Source organism: Novosphingobium resinovorum (genome assembly GCF_001742225.1).
Classification (GTDB): Bacteria; Pseudomonadota; Alphaproteobacteria; order Sphingomonadales; family Sphingomonadaceae; genus Novosphingobium; species Novosphingobium resinovorum_A.
This window is the reverse complement of the sequence record NZ_CP017076.1, coordinates 1330996-1347973: the sequence shown is the minus strand read 5'-3', so window position 1 is coordinate 1347973 and position 16978 is coordinate 1330996. Positions and strand designations below refer to the sequence as shown.

The 16978-nt window shown below is 64.2% G+C and carries 11 protein-coding genes and 1 pseudogene; 6 read left to right on the top strand and 6 right to left on the bottom strand.

The window, feature by feature from the left end:
• Positions 1 to 38 precede the first annotated feature (38 nt).
• A complete protein-coding gene (locus BES08_RS23300) occupies positions 39 to 2969 on the top strand; it encodes a sensor histidine kinase (RefSeq protein WP_069709491.1) in 2931 nt (976 codons plus the stop codon).
• Between the two features lie 134 nt (positions 2970 to 3103).
• Here BES08_RS23300 and BES08_RS23295 read toward each other — a convergent pair whose 3' ends face one another.
• Positions 3104 to 3817, bottom strand: coding sequence for a response regulator transcription factor (locus BES08_RS23295; protein WP_338043866.1), 714 nt, complete (start codon positions 3815 to 3817; stop codon positions 3104 to 3106).
• A 28-nt stretch (positions 3818 to 3845) separates the two neighbouring features.
• On the opposite strand from BES08_RS23295, the gene BES08_RS34865 reads away from it, so the two are divergent.
• Positions 3846 to 4595, top strand: a complete 750-nt coding sequence (locus BES08_RS34865) for a response regulator transcription factor (RefSeq protein WP_477529340.1) — start codon at positions 3846 to 3848, stop codon at positions 4593 to 4595.
• Between the two features lie 851 nt (positions 4596 to 5446).
• Complete coding sequence (locus tag BES08_RS23280) at positions 5447 to 8089, top strand: TonB-dependent receptor plug domain-containing protein (protein WP_069709488.1); 2643 nt, start codon at positions 5447 to 5449, stop codon at positions 8087 to 8089.
• Between the two features lie 141 nt (positions 8090 to 8230).
• Here BES08_RS23280 and BES08_RS23275 read toward each other — a convergent pair whose 3' ends face one another.
• The gene (locus BES08_RS23275; protein WP_083274799.1) at positions 8231 to 9232 is read right to left on the bottom strand and encodes a glycosyltransferase family protein; all 1002 of its coding nucleotides are present in this window, start codon (positions 9230 to 9232) and stop codon (positions 8231 to 8233) included.
• Positions 9233 to 9242: 10 nt separating this feature from the next.
• Positions 9243 to 10298 (bottom strand): glycosyltransferase family 2 protein, encoded by a 1056-nt coding sequence (locus BES08_RS23270; protein WP_083274798.1) that lies wholly within the window; start codon positions 10296 to 10298, stop codon positions 9243 to 9245.
• A 172-nt stretch (positions 10299 to 10470) separates the two neighbouring features.
• On the opposite strand from BES08_RS23270, the gene BES08_RS32060 reads away from it, so the two are divergent.
• Positions 10471 to 11412, top strand: coding sequence for a glycoside hydrolase family 16 protein (locus tag BES08_RS32060; protein WP_083274797.1), 942 nt, complete (start codon positions 10471 to 10473; stop codon positions 11410 to 11412).
• A 66-nt stretch (positions 11413 to 11478) separates the two neighbouring features.
• On the opposite strand, the pseudogene BES08_RS23260 reads toward BES08_RS32060, so the two are convergent.
• Positions 11479 to 12400 (bottom strand): annotated as a pseudogene (locus tag BES08_RS23260) (IS5 family transposase); the annotation flags it as partial.
• A gap of 223 nt (positions 12401 to 12623) precedes the next feature.
• Between BES08_RS23260 and BES08_RS23255 the strand changes: the two are divergent.
• Positions 12624 to 13109, top strand: coding sequence for a hypothetical protein (locus tag BES08_RS23255; protein ID WP_069709485.1), 486 nt, complete (start codon positions 12624 to 12626; stop codon positions 13107 to 13109).
• A gap of 176 nt (positions 13110 to 13285) precedes the next feature.
• Here the strand turns inward: BES08_RS23255 and BES08_RS23250 are convergent, their stop codons facing one another.
• Positions 13286 to 14317, bottom strand: a complete 1032-nt coding sequence (locus BES08_RS23250) for an IS110 family RNA-guided transposase (RefSeq protein ID WP_069709385.1) — start codon at positions 14315 to 14317, stop codon at positions 13286 to 13288.
• A gap of 140 nt (positions 14318 to 14457) precedes the next feature.
• Entirely contained in the window at positions 14458 to 15633 is a 1176-nt protein-coding gene (locus BES08_RS23245; protein ID WP_069709484.1) for an acyl-CoA dehydrogenase family protein, read from the bottom strand.
• 276 nt (positions 15634 to 15909) lie between these two features.
• Here BES08_RS23245 and BES08_RS23240 point away from each other — a divergent pair, with 276 nt between their 5' ends.
• Positions 15910 to 16977 carry an ABC transporter substrate-binding protein gene (locus BES08_RS23240; RefSeq protein ID WP_069709483.1) on the top strand — a complete coding sequence of 356 codons (1068 nt, stop codon included), beginning with the start codon at positions 15910 to 15912 and terminating at the stop codon, positions 16975 to 16977.
• The last annotated feature ends 1 nt before the right edge of the window (position 16978 follow it).

The following is a 16978-nucleotide window of genomic DNA, read 5'->3' as shown; positions in this document are numbered from 1 at the left end:
ACCTTGCCGCCCGCGCGGGCGCATGCAATGCGCGGGCGATGCGTCCCATCCGTGTCGCCCGCCCGCTTTTCCGCGCCATCGCCGCCCTCGTCGGCGCGAGCCTCTGCGCGCCTGCACTGCTCGCCTCGCCTGCCACCGAGATCCCCGGCTACGCCAGCCGCTACTGGTCGCTGGCGGACGGCGCCCCGCCCGATATCCGCGCCATCGCCCGCACCCGCGACGGGTTCCTGTGGCTCGGCTCGGGCGACGGGCTCTACCGATTCGACGGGCTGAACTTCCTGCGCGTCGAGCCCGAGGACTTCGACAACTTCCGCGCCCGGCAGGTCACCGCCCTGGCCGCGGGGCCGGACGGCAGCCTGTGGGTGGGCTATGCCTTCGGCGGCATCGCCCGGCTCAGGGACGGGCACTTGCGCGGCGCCAACCCGGAAAAGCCGCGCGGGCGCATCACCGACATCATCGCCGCGCCCGACGGCTCGATCTGGGTTTCCACCTGGAGCGGCTTCGGCTCGCAGCTGCGCCATTGGATGCACGGCCGCTGGGACGTGATCGACGTCGACGGCCCGTTGCTGCGCATGTACCGCCAGAGCAATGGTGCCATCTGGATCGCCTCCAATCCCGACTTGCGCCGTCTGGCCCCCGGCAGCCGCAAGCTGGAGACGGTGCCCGCGCTCATGAACCTCGGTCCCGCCTTCCGCGAGGACCGCACCGGCGCGATGTGGTTCTATTCGAGCGACGGCCTCCAGCGCCTGACCGCGAAGGGTTTCACGGAAACCGGCGTCGGTTTCGGCGAGCCGCTGAACGGCGGCGACGGCTGGCGCGAGATGCTGTTCGACGACGACGACCTGCTGTGGATCGCCGGCAATGCCTCGGGTCTCGCGACCGTGCCGCGCGGCGCGCTGAGCATGGACCACGCGCAGACCTACCCCGTCGGCATGTTCACCCTGATGCGCGACGGTGAGGGCACCATCTGGGGCGGTGCGCCGGACGGCCTGCACCGCTTCGTACGCACCCCGGTCGTGCGCTACGCCGCGATCAAGGGAGTGCGCACCGGCATCGCCACCGGCCCGGACGGCTCTCTCTACATCGGCGGGGACGAGGGCCTCTACCGCATCGTCGATGGCAAGGCGCAGCTGATCCTGCGTTCGGGGCTGGTTTCCGAGGTCTGCTCGGTTTCGGGCGTCGGCGCCTATGTGCTCACGTACAAGAACGAATATCTCGTGCGCGGCGCCGCCGCGACGCGGATCGTCGGCCCGCTGGAGCATGAGCGCCAGTTCGCCCAGGCCTGTGCCTCCGATCCGCAGGGACGGCTGTGGGAATCGGTATCGGCCTCCGGCATGTTCCGGCTCGACGGCACCCGCTGGACCAAGGACGAGAGCCTTCCGCCCGCGACGACCTTCATCGCGCCGGGGCCCAATACCTTCATCGTCAACCAGCCGCTGCGCCTGCTTGCCCGCGTCCACGACGGCAAGACCACGCCCATCTGGCCCGAAGGCGACGGCGCAGGCAGCAAGGGCGGCGTTGGCTTCGTGCGCATGCTCAAGCAGATGGACGGCGAGACATGGATCGGCGGCGAGGCGGGCCTCGCCCGCTACGACGGCCGGCGCGCGCAGCAGCTGAGCGCGCGGACGTATCCGTGGCTGGCAGGGGTGATGGGCATCGTGCGCGTCGCCGGGCATTACTGGCTGATCTCGTCAGGCGGCATCATCCGCGTGGCCGAGGCTGACTTCGATGCCGCCTTCGCGAAGCCCGGCACGCCGATCCCGCTCGCCCGCTTCGGCCAGAGCGGCGTGATCCGCGCGCGCACCGAATCCTATTCCGCCAACGACGCCGCCGTCGATGCGCAGGGACGCCTGTGGTTCGTCACCAGCACCGGAGTTGTGCAGGTCGATCCCTCGCGCATCGCCCCGCTCAAAGCCGACATGCCGATCGCGGTGACCGCGCTGGAAGTGGACGGCCATGCCTATCCGCTCGCAAACACGCACCTGCCTGCGGGCACCACGCGCGTCAGCCTGTCCTACGTCGGACTCGGCCTCGCCGATGCGGAGAACAACCGCTATCGCTACCGGCTCGACGGGATGGACGAGAACTGGGTGGAGGCGCAGGGGCGCCGCCGCGTCGATTACGCAGGGCTCGGTCCAGGCACCTACCGTTTCCACGTCACCGCCGCCACCGGCGACGGGCCGTGGGCGAAGCGGGAAGCGACCGCCACTTTCGTCATCGCCCCGCATTTCTGGCAGACCGCATGGTTCCGCCTTGCCGTGCTGGCAGGCGCGGTGCTCGGTGGCTACGCGCTGTTTCGCTGGCGCATGCGCGCCGCCATGCAGTCCCTGCGCGACCGCATCGAGGAACGCGTGGCCGAACGCGAGCGCATCGCACAGGACCTGCACGATACGCTGCTACAGGGCTTCCAGGGCCTGATGCTGCGCTTCCAGACGGTGCTGCACCTGACCACGCCGGGCACCCCCGCCCACACCGCCATCGAGGAAGCGCTGGAGCGTGCCGACGACGTCCTGCTCCACGGCCGCGAGCGCGTGCGGGGCCTGCGCGAGGATGCCGAGCCCAAATGCATCGCCGAAACCCTGCGCGCCTGCGCCGCACGCGTGGTGGGCGATACCCTGCCGTGGGAGGTCAAGGTCGACGGCCCCGAGCGGCTGGTCGGCGCTCCGGTCGCCGAGGAACTGGAACTCGCGGTGGGCGAAGCGCTGGCCAATGCGGTCAAGCATGCCCGGGCGGGCATGGTGCGGGTGGAGATCCACCACGGCCGCGACCGGCTTTCGCTGCGGGTGGTGGACGACGGCGTCGGTCTGCCCGAAGACGTGCGCGCGGCAGGCGGGCGCGCGGGGCACTTCGGCCTCACCGGAATGCGCGAGCGGATCGAGCGGCTGGGCGGCGCCTTCGCGATCGCCAATGCGGCGGGACAGGGCACCTCGATCCGGCTGAGCCTGCCCGCGAAGATCGCGTATCGGTAAGCTCTCCTCTTCTCACCTCTTTCGTCATTGCGAGCGTAGCGAAGTAATCCAGGGCGGTTTGCGCGGCCCTGGATTGCTTCGCTACGCTCGCAATGACGACAGGAGGCGAATCCAATGATGAAAAGCGGAAGAATCTAAAGCTCGATCAACCCGTTGCGCACGGCGATCGCCACCGCATGCGTGCGGTCCATCGCGCCGAGCCGCGCGAAGATCGCCTTCATATAGCCTGTCACCGTGTCCTCGGACAGTGACAGCCGCGCCGCGATCTGCTTGTTGGAATTACCCGCCGCCGCCAGTTCCAGCACGTCGCTCTCGCGCGCGGTCAGGCGCTTGGCCTCGCGGTCGGCGGCGCCGAACACCTGCCTGTCGAAGTGCGTGCCACCCCGATGGACCGAGCGGATCGCGTCGAGCAGTTCGGTCCTCAGGCTGTTCTTGAGCAGGTAGCCCGAGGCCCCCGCCTTGATCGCCTGCGTCGCGCGGCCATCGCCCGAATAGGTCGTGAGCACCAGGATGCGCGCCTCGGGAAATTCGGCGAGGATGCGCGTCATCGCCTCCACCCCGTCGACATTGGGCATCTGCAGGTCGAGCAGCAGGATGTCGGGGCGCGCCTCGCGATAGATGCGGACCGCCGCCTCGCCGTCCTCACCCACCGCGATCAGTTCCAGATCGGGCTGGGTCGCGAAGACGGCGACGATGCCGTCGCGCAGAAGCGGGTGGTCGTCGACCACGGCGATGCGGATGGGGGCCTGAAATTCGCTGTCTTCCATTGCCTGCGTGTAGTCCCGCTGCGGCTGGCAAGGAAAGCCCCCCGAAAGAGGGGATTGCCCGTTGTGTGCACTTTGGATCATTTCCGACTCCGGCAGCAGGAGTAGTGAAATGACCCATCCCATCAACCAGCCGATGCGCAATCCCGCCGATGAAAGCGCAAGGCCGGGCAAGGTCCTGATCGTCGATAACGAGGGAGAGGCCCGTTCGCGGTTGCATGCCCTGCTGCGCGACGAGGGTTACCTGATCGAGACATTCGCCTGGGCCGGTGCCTTGCTCGATGCACGGCTGCCTGAGGCGCCGTGTTGCATCGTCGCCGATGTGCGTCTGCCAGCGATCGACGGCATCGAACTGATCGAGCGCCTCAAGCAACGGGGGGATGCGATCCCGGTGATCTTCGTAACCGACGAAATCGACGTGCCGCTCTCCGTTCGTGCGATAAAGGCCGGGGCCGTGGACTTCCTGCCGCGCCCGTTCGACGAACGCGACATGCTGGGCGCCGTCGAAACATGCCCTCGATATCGACATCGAGCGCCGCTCGGCCGCACAGCGGCGCGGCATCATCGTGCGCCGCTTCGACACGCTCACCCGCCGCGAACGTCAGGTGATGGAAGGTGTCGTTCGCGGCCTCATGAACAAGCAGATCGCATGGGAACTCGATATCAGCGAGATCACCGTCAAACTTCACCGCGCCAGCCTGATGCGCAAGATGCAGTTGCGCTCGGTACCCGATCTTGTTCGCGCGTCCATAACGCTCGGAGTGCAGGACGCAGCGATGCATCGCGATACCGGAGCGATGGCGCTTATGCCATAAGCATCAAAAACCAGGTCTCGCCTCGAACCGGTTCGCCGAACTCGTGATTGGTTTCGACACCCTAGAAGCCATTGCGCGCATAGATACGGCGAACAGCTTCCAGAACGGTGTGTGTCCAGAGCGTGATCCGATCGTATCGTTTCTCACGCGCGACAGGCTCCACGTGCAGAAGGCGAAGGCGGGCCAGTCCTTCCCTTCGTCGGTCAGGAAGACCGCGCCCGCCATGACGCCGCCGGCCATGGCTGGGCGCATAGAGAATTGATTGCCGCGCCGCGACCAGGCTGGCCTCACCGGTCCGTGCGGGCCGAATGACGAAGTCCAGCGCAGCGCCGGGATCCAGCAGAAGACGTGCCTTCGTTAGTGACCTTACGAGTTCATCCTGTTCCACCGCGCTCAGTATAATTGCCTTAGGCAACTTGTTTTCACGTGACACGCGGCAAGTGAGATAAATCTGCAACATAACTGAAATTTTTCCATGATCTCCGCATTTTCGTTTGCCAGACGCGCCCCATTATGATGGGTTAACGATATCGTTCGGCACGAACACAATCGCTGATCGTAATTGCATCACCTCCGCGATGAATAATGCGATACTCAGTACTGAGAATTATCGCTCGCAACACAATTAAACTGTTGCAACATATTTTCACCTATACTTGACGATCAGGGAAAATCCCTGACGATTACCGTTGCACATTACCGTAATCATCGAATCCATACCGGAATGGCGATTTCCGATGCGATGACTGCCGCTCTCTCCAAGCGATCCGGCATGGTCTTTCGCGCACGTCAAGCACACGACACCCCGAGGCGACCGGTCCGATCGGCCGCATGAAGCGGGGGGCGTTCGACGGGAAGGATACCTGAAGGCCACTTCTACAAAAAAGAGGGCCACAGGATGATCAGATATACGACGTCTACCGTAGCTTTGACAGTCGCACTCCTTTCGTCGACCGCAACCTTCGCACAAAGCGATCCCGCGATCCCGGCAGCGCCCGGCATGAATTCAGACGCCGCGATAGCCAACGATATCGTCGTCCTAGGTACACGCCGAACGGACCGTACGCTGACCAATTCCGCATCTCCGGTTGATGTCATCAGCGCCCAGGAACTGGCGGCGCAGCCCTCCGCCAACATGATCGATGCTCTCAAGAACATCGTTCCATCGTTCTACGTGGGGCAGAACGCCATTTCGGACGCATCGACTTTCGTGCGCTCGCCCTCGCTGCGTGGTCTGTCCGGTGACCAGGTTCTGGTGATGCTGAACGGCAAGCGCTACAATCGCTCGGCCCTCGTGCAAGTCTACGGCGGCAGCGACACCGGCCTCGGGCGCGGTGCGCAAGGCCCCGACATTTCCGCGATCCCCGCGCTTGCCGTCAGCAACATTCAGGTACTGCGCGAAGGTGCGACCGCGCAGTACGGTTCGGACGCAATCGCCGGCGTGCTCAACTACGGCTTGCGGGAGGATCAGGGCATCGAACTGGTCGGACGCGCTGGCCAATACTACGCGGGAGACGGAGAAAGCTACCAGATCGCAGGCAATGCCGGTCTCAAGGGGGATTGGGGCTTCATCAACGTCACCGGCGAATACACCGACGACGGACAGACCAGTCGCGGCCACCAGCGCCCATCTGCCGCCAACTTCGCGAACAATTTCCCCGACCTCGCATCCCAGTTGCCCAATTACCCGGACCCGGTGCAGATCTGGGGCAGTTCGCCGCAACACGGGTTCAAGTCAGTCGTGAACGCGGCGCTCAACGTCACATCAGACAGTAAAATCTATTTCTTCGGCAACTTCGCCAAGAACAAGGGTGACCAGAGCTTCAACTACCGCCCGTCGGTCAGCAGCACCGCTGTCGATTCCAACGGAGTCGTGCGCAACCAAGGCGCGAACGGCGCCTTCAACAATACGTTCTATCTCACGCCCTGCCCGGCCGGAAACGCAACTTGCCCGACCGATGGATTCGTGGTCGACGGCAACACGTTCCGTTTCGCCGAACTCTATCCCGCCGGTTTCACACCGCGCTTCGTGGGCAAGACCGAGGAAATCTACGGCGTTGTCGGCTACAAGGGCACCGCCGGCAACTTCACTTACGACTTGTCCGGCACCTGGGCACGCAACACGCTGTCGCTGTCGATGTACAACTCGGCGAACTTCTCTTACGGGCCGGATACGCAGACCAGCTTCAATTTCGGTGACCTCATCCAGAAAGAGCTGAATTTCAACGCCGATTTCACGTATGCGATGGATTTGGGACTGGCCGCGCCGCTGACCATTTCCGCGGGCGCGGAATATCGCAAGGAAACCTACGAACAGACCGCCGGTGACGCGCAGTCCTACGGCGCGGGGCCTTATGCGATCGCCCAGCAACTCTACACACAGACGGCCCCCGGTGTGTATTCCTTCTCCGGCACCAGCGCCGCACAGGGCGTCGGCGCGAGCGGCTATGCAGGCACCAGCCCGGAAACCGCGGGCAAATTCGGCCAGAAAGCCTATGCCGCCTATATCGGCCTCGAAACCGACATCACCGATGCCCTGACCGTCGGCGCCGCCGGCCGCTACGAGCATTACAATACCTTCGGCGACGCCTGGGTGGGCAAGTTCAATGCCCTGTACAAGCTGGCGGACATCTTCTCGATCCGCGGCAGCATCGGCACCGGGTTCCATGCGCCCTCGCCGGGGCAGTCGAACGTGTCGATCGTGACCACGTCGTTCAACAACGGGGTCGCCTTCCAGAGCGGCACATACCCGACCAACAACCCCGTGGCCCAGTATTACGGCGCCACCGACCTCTCTCCCGAAAAATCGACCAACTATGGCCTCGGCTTCATCTTCGAGCCTGCCCCGGCGATGACCCTCACGGTCGATGCGTACCAGATCAACTTGCGCGATCGCATCGGCCTGACCCAGCCCTTCGGCGTCACTGCCGCAGATCTTGCAGCGCAACCGGCGCTGTTGCCGGTAGGCATCGGCGGACAAGTGCAGTACTTCACCAACGGCTTCCGCACGCGCACACGCGGCATCGACGCCGTGGCGACGTGGCGCATCACGCTTGCCGAAGCCCAGCTCAACTTCTCACTGGCCTACAACTACAACAAGACCAAGGTGACGGGCTACGACACGCAAGTGGTCAGCACCGCGCAGCTCATCGATGCGGAGAATCTCGCGCCCAAGCACCGCGCGGTGTTCAACGCCAGTTGGACGCTGGACAACCTAAGCTTCACCGTTCGTGAGAACTATTACAGCTCATGGACCTCTGCGCAGGACTACGGGCAGACCAACGGGGTGCCCAACCAAGTGTTCGGCAGCAAGTTCACGACCGACCTGGAACTGAGCTATACGTTCGCCGATCACTTCACGCTGGCGGTCGGTGCGCAGAACTTCACCGACGAGAAGCCCGACCGCCTGGCTCCGACGTCAAGCGTAGCGATCTACCCGCTCACCGGAGGCACGTCTGACGGACAGGTCTATCCGAGAAACGGCGGCCCCTTCGGCTTCAACGGCGGATTTTACTACACCCGCCTTCGCGTAAAGTACTGAGGCCCCAAAGTCCGACGCTACGCCTTTATGTGAACGAAACTGCCTCTTTCCGGCCATGGCACCGGCCGGGGCAGCTTTCGTATCGGGCGGACGCACGGGTGGCGGGTTGCCTCGCGATCGGAATTCCCCCGGCATCGGCGATCACACGCCCGCCAGTATCCTGACCGCGCGCTTCGCTCTTTGCAGGGCTGTCGGCTGACGTTGCGCCCAGATATCTTCGATATCCGGCGCAACATTGCCAACCAGGGCGAAAAACTGCTCGATGTCCCGGAATATCGCGGCCATGCGATCGGCCACGTTTTCCGGCGCGTACATCTGAAATCCCTCGCCCTGCATGGGAGCGGGCGCGCCGTCCTTGACCGCCTGCAGGATGGCAGCCACGTCCCAGGCAAGAGAATGCACGCGAATCTTGCGGCAGTTGAAGCCGGGATCGAGGTAATCCGCCAGCGCATCGTTCACGCTCGAGAACACGATACAGCCGTGCCCCATGGCTTCGATCGGGGGCAGACCAAAGCCCTCGGTCGCGCCCACACCGGCCCAGTGCTCGAGGGAATCGTAAAGATAGACCTTCGAGCGACCGAACCATGATCCCAGATCGTCAACCCAGCCGTCCAGCACAATGACATTGCAACATGTTTCCAAAGCCGGAACCAGCTTTTCGAGCAGGTAGCGGGACGACTTGCGCACCTGGACCAGCACGTCGATGTCCCGCGATGACGGTCCGGTCCAAGGCCGAATATCCACGATGTTGGGCACCAGAGCGATGTACGAGTTCGGCGCATGCCGCCCCCAGAATGCCATCGTGTGGCGGCTGACGCACAGGATCGGCACGCGCGGCGGCATGGCCATGCCCCATCCGGTGGAATGCGCAAAATAGATCACGTCGCGATCGACGAGCCTGTCGAGCAGGCGCGCCACGTCAGGTCCCCAGTGAACGATGAACATCGGCGCCGAAGCGCCCTTGGCAGGCACGGCAGAATCTTGAAGAACATCGTCAAGGTAAAGCCATCCGGCGACGCGCTCCTCGTAGGACGCGACCTGCACATGTCCGAACCCCCGGCACGCCGCCACGAAACGGGCCTGCGCGGAATTGCCGCCGATATCCATGCGATCGTGCGGAAACAGAAAAATGACGGGACGCATCGAGGCTCCATCAAAATGGCGACGGCGCCGGTTGCAGCAGGCGTCGCAAGGCGGTCAGGTGGTTTCCCGGAACGGCAGGGCATCCCGCGCGATCGGCCGCATTGCGATCTCCATCATCCCACAGCCCGAGCCGCTTGAGGCAACTCTCCCGCAAGCTGGACAGCAGGAGATCGCGGGCGCCCGGATGACGCCCGACGCACCGAAGCGCGGTCAGCATGCGTCCGGCGCGTAGGGCCTCAAGAGCGCCGATTTGCCGCCGGGCGCCCTCGAGATTGTCGATACGCCCGCCCAGCAGCAGCTCCAGGTCGGGTCGATGCAGCATATAGTCCCGCGCTGCGGCCATTAGCCCGCGCAGATCGGATTGGGCCAGACGATGCGACGTGGACTGCGCATGCCGCCGGTAATAATAAGTGGTCTGCGGCGAGAAATGAAAACGCCCGCCCGCCAGCATGGCCCGGAGTACCAGATCGAAGTCCTCGCCAACGCGGAGGCGCTCGTCATAGGCGATATTGAAATCGCGCAGAAATCGCATGTCGAACAATGGCTTGAGATAACCGAGAGACACGTTGCGCGTGCCGATCATGCCGCACCGGATATATTCGTCGAGCGCTATTTCACGCCGGCACTGCCATTCCTGGCCCGCCGCGAAGGCGCTGGCGGTAATTCCCCGCGCAGCCTGTGAGAAAGCGACCATGTTGCTCGCGCAGATTGCCGCGCCGGTTGCCGCCTGCAATGCCAGCAGCGCTTCGAGATGGTCGGGATGAAGCAGATCGTCGGCATCCAGAACGGCGGCAAAACGCCCCCTGGCCGATGCGATACTGACATTGCGGACCGCACCGAGCCCCCTGGATGGCCCGGCGACGAGGCGCACGCGGCCATCGACTTTCGCGTGCGATCTCACGATACTGGCGGTTTCGTCGATGGAGCCATCATCGACGACCACGATCTCGATCTGCCGCAGTGTCTGCGCCCGCGCCGAGCGGAGTGCGGCATCGATGAACCGAGCCGCGTTTCGCGCCACCATGAGCACGGATATGATCGGACTTAGGTGTCGAGGCAGGGTCATCGCAATCCAGGCTTGAGAACATGAGGTCCTGTCGTTGGACACCTGCCGCCGATACTAGAACTCCACCCGCCCTGCGGGAACGGCAACGTCCTCCAATCCGGACGCAAAACATCCGCCGGGGAATCTCACACTGACGTAGCATGCCGCGCGTAGCCCGAGCCACGGAGTATCCATGCCCTTCCCGATCATCATCCGGCGATCGACCCGGTTGCATCTTCAGCGCTTCCGGGGAGCGGCAGGCCTGATGTTACTGTTCCTCGCTTCGCCCTCCCTCCCCGACGCGCCTTCGCTGTCCGATGACGGCGCACAGCTGTTTGCGCAGCTTGCCGCTCCATCGTTCGACGAGCGCTTCGAGACTTTCGATCACGGCATCGATCAGGCAAGGCCTGCCCGGCCCCACCGGTGGCGTACAGTGTTCGGTTACGGCGGCGCGAGATCGGTTTCCAATCGCCAGATGTCGGCAGGCAGCTTCGCATCGGACGCGCAATTCGCCGGAATGACTCCGGCGGGGCCTGCGCGCCACCCTTTGAAGCTCGATCCGTTCCGGCACGAACCGGGAAAGCTCACCATATTGGCAAGCCGCACTCCCCCCGAAGCGCGCGCCCTTGCCTGGAACAAGCCGTTCTATGGCGGTGCGATCACGAGCAAGTTCAGCTTTTCCCAGAAATACGGCTACTTCGAGATCGAAGCACGCCTGCCCGCCGGCAAAGGCATGTGGCCGGCATTCTGGCTCATGCCGGTCGGCGGCTCATGGCCAGACGACGGCGAAATCGACATATTCGAAGGGCTCGGCGATCCGCACACGATCTTCTGCACCGTCATCGCCGGACCGCACAAGAAGACCTTGCGCATTCGCCTCGACTTCGACGTCTCTTCGGGCTTTCATCGTTACGGGGTTCTATGGCGCCGCGATGAGACGATCTGGTACGTGGACCGCAAACCCGTGGCCCACGCACCGACACCTGCGGCGCTCACCACCCAGGAAGCCTATGTCATCGCCAACCTCGCGGTGGGAGGCAGTTGGGGCGGATACCCTGACGGGACCACCCGATTTCCCGGCCGCTATGAGGTGCGCAGGATTACAGTCTGGCCACTTCCGCAGCCGACCCGATGACAGGGCTGGACGCCTCGAAGAACCGACTGAATTTGGCATGATTTTGACGTGACGGCGCGGGAGGGTCCGGTGGGAGGAGCGCTTCGCATTGGCCCTGGCGATGCGCTCGGGCATCGGCCGGCGTGGCGGCTTCTTCTGATGGATGTGGCTGATGAACATGCCCTTGGCGAGGAAGGCCTCGTTCTTCTTGGACCGGTAGGCGGTGTCGGCCCACACGCCCGAGCCGGTGTTGTCCTTGCTGACCACCTCGGGCAGCCGCGCGCCGTCGTGGGCCTTGGCGGCGCTCGCGTCCCAGGTGCGGATGAGGCCATGAACTCGGTCGATGCCGATGTAATTCTTGTAACCGAACATCGGGATAGCGAGGTCGACCGGCTTCGCCGCCTTGGGATCGGCGCCCTCCTTCACCTTTGCCTTGGTGTACTTGACGCTCCAGCGTGCATCGCGATCCTTCTGCCTGATCTTGGCCGGTTTCCAGCCCTCGGGCACTCGGCCCTCCTTGATCGCCGTCTTCTCGGCCTCGGTGTTCCTCTGCTTGGGTGCCGGCACGACCGTGGCGTCGATGATCTGCCCACCCATGGCGAGATAGCCCCGCTCGGTGAGCGCGGCATCGAAGCGAGCGAACAGCCTGTCGATCGCCTTGGCCTTGACCAGCCTCTCGCGGAACAACCACACCGTCGTTGCGTCCGGCACCGTGCCGTCGAGCCCGAGCCCTAGGAAGCGCTCGAACGACAAGCGATCCTTAATCTGGAACTCGGCGGCCTCGTCAGACAGCGAGTAGAGCGCCTGCAGCGAGGATCTTGAACATGAGGACCGGATCAAACGGCGGCCTGCCACCCTTGCCGCGGACACTTCGCCGCAGCGCTGCTACCAACGGGCCGCGGAAAGCCTCGAAGTCGACGACAGCCGCAAGTCGTTCAAACCGATCACCTGCCGCGCTCAACGCCTCGTATCGGTCCGAAAGATCGAAGAAACTCGCCTGTCCCGCCATCATCGCCTCCACCCTCGTGCAAAGGCAGTGAATCACCTCAAGCCGCTAGGCGCCAGCGGTTTTTCGAGGCGTCCGGCTTGAATGGCTGCACAACGCCTTGCGGCAGTAAGCTACCGCCCTTTGCGGACATTTCTAGGCAGGTGACAACTGCAACGCTATTCTGGTCGCAATGATCTCCCGTTCAACAGATTCGTTCTTCTGGCCTGCCTTGCTCGGGTCTTGGATGGCAGCGGTTGTTCCCGGGCTCATCGCGATTGCTCCGCTGACATTTGCGCCCATGGCCTTGCCCCTCACGGCGTTGTTGGGTGCTTTGGCGGCGGTTATGTTCTTGGTCGCCCTTTTTGATAGAGCAACACGTCAAGCGGTTGACACCTTTAATCAGCGGTCCAAGGCGCAGTGGCGTGACATGTCGTGGCGTGAGCGCTTGTTTTCCCGCAGCTACGGCGATCTCCGGTTGCTCATCATCAATCGGCTAATCGCTTTGGAAATGTTGGCCTTCATCGTTACCGGAAATCAAGGTCAGCACTTTGCGTTGCTCGCTTTCATCGGCTTCGCACTATCGACTTTGATGTTGATGCTGATGATGAAACATCAGTCTGACATCGTCATGCGCCCCGGCAGCTACCCATCTGTGGACGCCCGCACGAACGCAAGCGGTATTCGGGAGAATAGGCACGTAGTCGGATGCTGCCATCTGTCCGGCCTCTGATGCAGCACCGGAGGCTGCGGGCCCGTATGGGAGTTCGCGGACTGGAACCACTTCACCCTAAGCGTGCATGTGGCACGGTGGTTAGCACTGGTTCTTCCAGCCCCGTCTCGCCGACTGTTGTGCCATACCCTCCTTCGACCGACTACGTCCTCCGACGACCCCTGGTCCGCTGTGGCTTACGCCGCAGTTGCGACCGGAACTCTGTAATCCTCTTCGCTCATGAGCAACGCCCAGATGATCCGCGCAGTCTTGTTGGCAAGCGCGACGGTCACCAACATGCGCGGCTTCCTGGCCAGCATCTGTTCGAGCCATGATCCTGCCGGAGCGCCTCGTTTGCTCGCCTGTAGCACGACAGCGCTGCTACCGATGATGAGTAGCCGCCTGAGTGTTCGCTCGCCCATCTTCGTGATCGAGCCCAGCTTCTGTTTGCCTCCCGTCGACAATTGCCGAGGTGCGAGACCGAGCCAGGCGGCAAAGTCGCGCCCCTTTGCAAAGGTCTCGGCCGGCGGGGCCAGCGCCGCGATAGCGGTGGCCGTGATCGGGCCCACGCCAGGGATCGTCATGAGCTGTCGCGCGATCGCATCCTCGCGTGCTCGCCGTGCGATCTCTTTGTCGAGATCACCGATCCTGTCGTTCAGTTCCTCCAAAAGATCTAGCATCGTGCGAAACATCGCCTTGGCTGCCTCAGGAAGCGAAGAGCCAATCTCGTCTTCGAGCAGGTCACCAAGCATCGCAACGTGCGACGGCCCCTTTGGCGCCACCCAGCCATACTCAGTGAGGTGCCCTCGGATCGCATTGATCAGTTGCGTACGCTGACGCACCAGCAAATCGCGGGTCCGGAACACCAGCCCGGATGCCTGTTGCTCTTCGCTTTTGATCGCCACAAACCGCATGTTTGGCCGCTGTGCCGCCTCGCAGATCGCCTCGGCATCTATCGCATCATTTTTATGCCGCTTCACGAACGGCTTCACGTAAGTTGGCGCAATGAGCTTCACGTCATGCCCTAGCCCCGTGAGTTCGCGGCCCCAGTGATGCGCGCCTCCGCAAGCCTCGAGCGCCACCGTGCACCGCGGATGCTGGGCAAAGAATTCCAGCAGCTTGGTGCGGCTGATTTTGCGACTGAACAACGCTCGCCCACGCGCATCCGCACCATGCGCATGGAAAACATTCTTGGCGATATCCAAACCGATTGTGGTAACTTCCGACACGGACGCCTCCTCAAGTGGTGTTCAACACCTCCACTATGGCACATCGATGCCGTCGGGGGGCGTCCACCCCATCACCCAAGCTGACAACCCGTCCCGCTCCACCTGCACGGAGTGGCGGGACGAAAACACTCGTCCCCGCCTCACACCCCCAACAATGCCTTGCGCCCTGCCCCGACCAGCACAGTGTCAGCCTGCGGCGAGTGAATCCGGCTGCACAGCACGTCGCGGTAATGCCTCTCAAGCGGGTTGTTACGGCTGATGCCCGGGTTGCCGGTCAGTTCCAACCCCAGCGCCACTGCCTGGATCGCGTTCGCATTGGCGACATGCTTGATCAGGTTGGCCTCGGTGGCGGAGGGCAGCGCGCCTTCGTCGGCCGCCCGCGCCGCGCCTGCGATCAGGGCGCGGTTGGTGTAGAGCAGCGCCTCGATCTCGCCCAGCTTCTCCTGCACGCGCGGCAGGCTCGCCAGCGCAGCCCCGAGGTTCGCGGGCACCCGCGCGTTGAGATAGCCGACCAGCCAGTCCCGTGCGGCGCGGGCGACGCCGTCGTAGATCGTGGCGATCGCCAGCGCGTTCCACAGCGATTGGGCCGCAGCCTGGCCCGCCGACGCTTCCCATTCGGCCGGAAGCCTGACGTCGACCGCGTGTTCGGCCGGGATCGTCACGTCCTCGAAGACGACCTTGTGGCTCACCGTGGCGCGCATGCCGAGGTGGTCCCACTCGGGCACGATGGTGATGCCGGGCGTCGCCGGGTCCACGAGGAAACTGCCGACGCGCGGGGCTGCCTCGTCGGTGCGTGCCCAGACGACGAACCAGTCGAGCCCGGTCGAGCCGGTGGAATAGATCTTCTCGCCGCTGATGCGCCAGCCTTGCGGGGTGCGGGTGGCGGTGGTCTTGGGCAGGCCGCCGCGTACCGGGGTGCCGAGTTCCGGCTCGACGCGGAACGTGCCGATCAGTCCGCGTCCCGCCACCGCCTCGCGCGCCAGTCGTTCGTAGAGAGGACGCGGCCAGCGGGCGGCCTTCTCGGCGGCGTGGAAGGCGTAGGTCATGAACAGGATGAGCGCGGTGGACGGCTCCCCCTGCGCCACCGCGCCCAGCACCCGCAGCGTGTCGGCATAGCCCGCACCCGCGCCGCCCAGCTTTGGATCGACCGTCAGGCCGATGAGGCCCGCCTTGGCCAGAATGTCGAAGTTGGCGCGCGGGAACGTGGCAGCGCGGTCGTGGTCCTGCGCGCTGGCTGCCAGCTTGCGGGTGATTTCCTGCAAGGCGGCGTCATCGGGAAGGCGCAGCGAAGCGGGTTCAAGTATACGGGTCGCCATCGTCGAAGCTCCGAAAGCACAAGTTGTCTTGTGAAACCTGTGTTCACTGCCGCCGCGTTCGACAAACGAGTTCGGCGCGATCTGGCTTGAGAGTTTGTGGACTGCGCCTGACGCCCGGGCATCTGTTGAGATAGCTCAATAGTCACATTGCCATTGCCGGATAGTCTTGTCCGATCGCGGCGCTAGGTTTGGCGGCAGGATCGATCCTTGCCGGGGCACTTCGCGTGAAAGCCCCGGCGTACGGGTCTCCATTCCCTTCCAAGCAAGCGAGCCCGCATGACTTTCACGCCGCCTGACGACGATATCGCCGAACCCGAAGCCCCGCCGCCGCGCCCGCTCATCAACCGGCGCAGCGTGCTGGCGGGCGGCGTGGTCGCCGCAGCGGGAGCAGCCGGGCTCTATGCCGCCGCGCGCCCCTCGCCGCTGCCGCGCAATGCGAAAGGGCAGCGCAAGATCACGCTGGCGTGGAATGCCAACGCCATCTGCCTCGCCCCCGCGCTGCTGGCCAAGGAACAGGGGATCTACGAGCGCTTCGGTCTCGACGTGGAGCTGATGAACTTCGCCGGGTCCACCGACCAGCTGCTGGAGGCGATCTCCACCGGCAAGGCCGACGCCGGGGTCGGCATGATCCTGCGCTGGATCAAGCCGCTGGAGCAGGGCTTCGACGTACGGCTGATCGCGGGCACCCACGGCGGCTGCATTCGCGTGCTCGGCTCGCGAAGGGCGGGGATCACCGATGCGGTGGAGAGCCTGCGCGGCAAGGCGATCGGCCTTTCGGAAATCACCGGCGCCGGGCGCAATGCGCTGGCGGTGCTGCTGAAGGCCAACGGCCTCGATCCCAATCGTGACGTCGAATGGAAGGCATTTCCCGCGCCGCTCCTCGCCGCCGCGGTCGAGAAGGGCGAGATCCAGGCTTTCGTCGATTCCGACCCGATCGCCTACGTGCTGCAGAAGAATTCGGGCGGCGATCTGGTGGAGGTGCTCTCCAACCTCTCGGCTCCCTGGCAGGACCGCGTGTGCTGCGTGCTCGGCGCCAGCGGCGACCTGCTGCGCCGCGACCGCGCCAGCGGCGTCGCGCTGGCACAGGCGCTGACGACGGCGGCCTCGATCTGCTCGCAACAGCCCGAGGCGGTGGCGCGCGCCTTCGCGCCTTATGCCAAGGCCAGCGTCGAGGATCTGGTCGCGGTGCTGAAGATGCAGACCCACGATCACCACCCGGTCGGCCGCGACCTCCACCGCGAAGTCGCGCTCTATGCCGGAGAGCTGCGCGACGTCGGCGTGATGAAGCCGACCACCGATCCGCAAAGTTTCGCCAGCCGCACCGTCGAACAGCTTTTCGCATGAA

What these genes read in the sequence shown, in the direction of transcription:
- BES08_RS23300 (WP_069709491.1), top strand. Translation starts at nt 39, where the DNA reads ATGCGTCCCATCCGTGTCGCCCGCCCGCTTTTCCGCGCCATCGCCGCC.
- BES08_RS23295 (WP_338043866.1), bottom strand. Translation starts at nt 3,817, where the DNA reads ATGATCCAAAGTGCACACAACGGGCAATCCCCTCTTTCGGGGGGCTTT.
- BES08_RS34865 (WP_477529340.1), top strand. Translation starts at nt 3,846, where the DNA reads ATGACCCATCCCATCAACCAGCCGATGCGCAATCCCGCCGATGAAAGC.
- BES08_RS23280 (WP_069709488.1), top strand. Translation starts at nt 5,447, where the DNA reads ATGATCAGATATACGACGTCTACCGTAGCTTTGACAGTCGCACTCCTT.
- BES08_RS23275 (WP_083274799.1), bottom strand. Translation starts at nt 9,232, where the DNA reads ATGCGTCCCGTCATTTTTCTGTTTCCGCACGATCGCATGGATATCGGC.
- BES08_RS23270 (WP_083274798.1), bottom strand. Translation starts at nt 10,298, where the DNA reads ATGACCCTGCCTCGACACCTAAGTCCGATCATATCCGTGCTCATGGTG.
- BES08_RS32060 (WP_083274797.1), top strand. Translation starts at nt 10,471, where the DNA reads ATGCCCTTCCCGATCATCATCCGGCGATCGACCCGGTTGCATCTTCAG.
- BES08_RS23255 (WP_069709485.1), top strand. Translation starts at nt 12,624, where the DNA reads ATGGCAGCGGTTGTTCCCGGGCTCATCGCGATTGCTCCGCTGACATTT.
- BES08_RS23245 (WP_069709484.1), bottom strand. Translation starts at nt 15,633, where the DNA reads ATGGCGACCCGTATACTTGAACCCGCTTCGCTGCGCCTTCCCGATGAC.
- BES08_RS23240 (WP_069709483.1), top strand. Translation starts at nt 15,910, where the DNA reads ATGACTTTCACGCCGCCTGACGACGATATCGCCGAACCCGAAGCCCCG.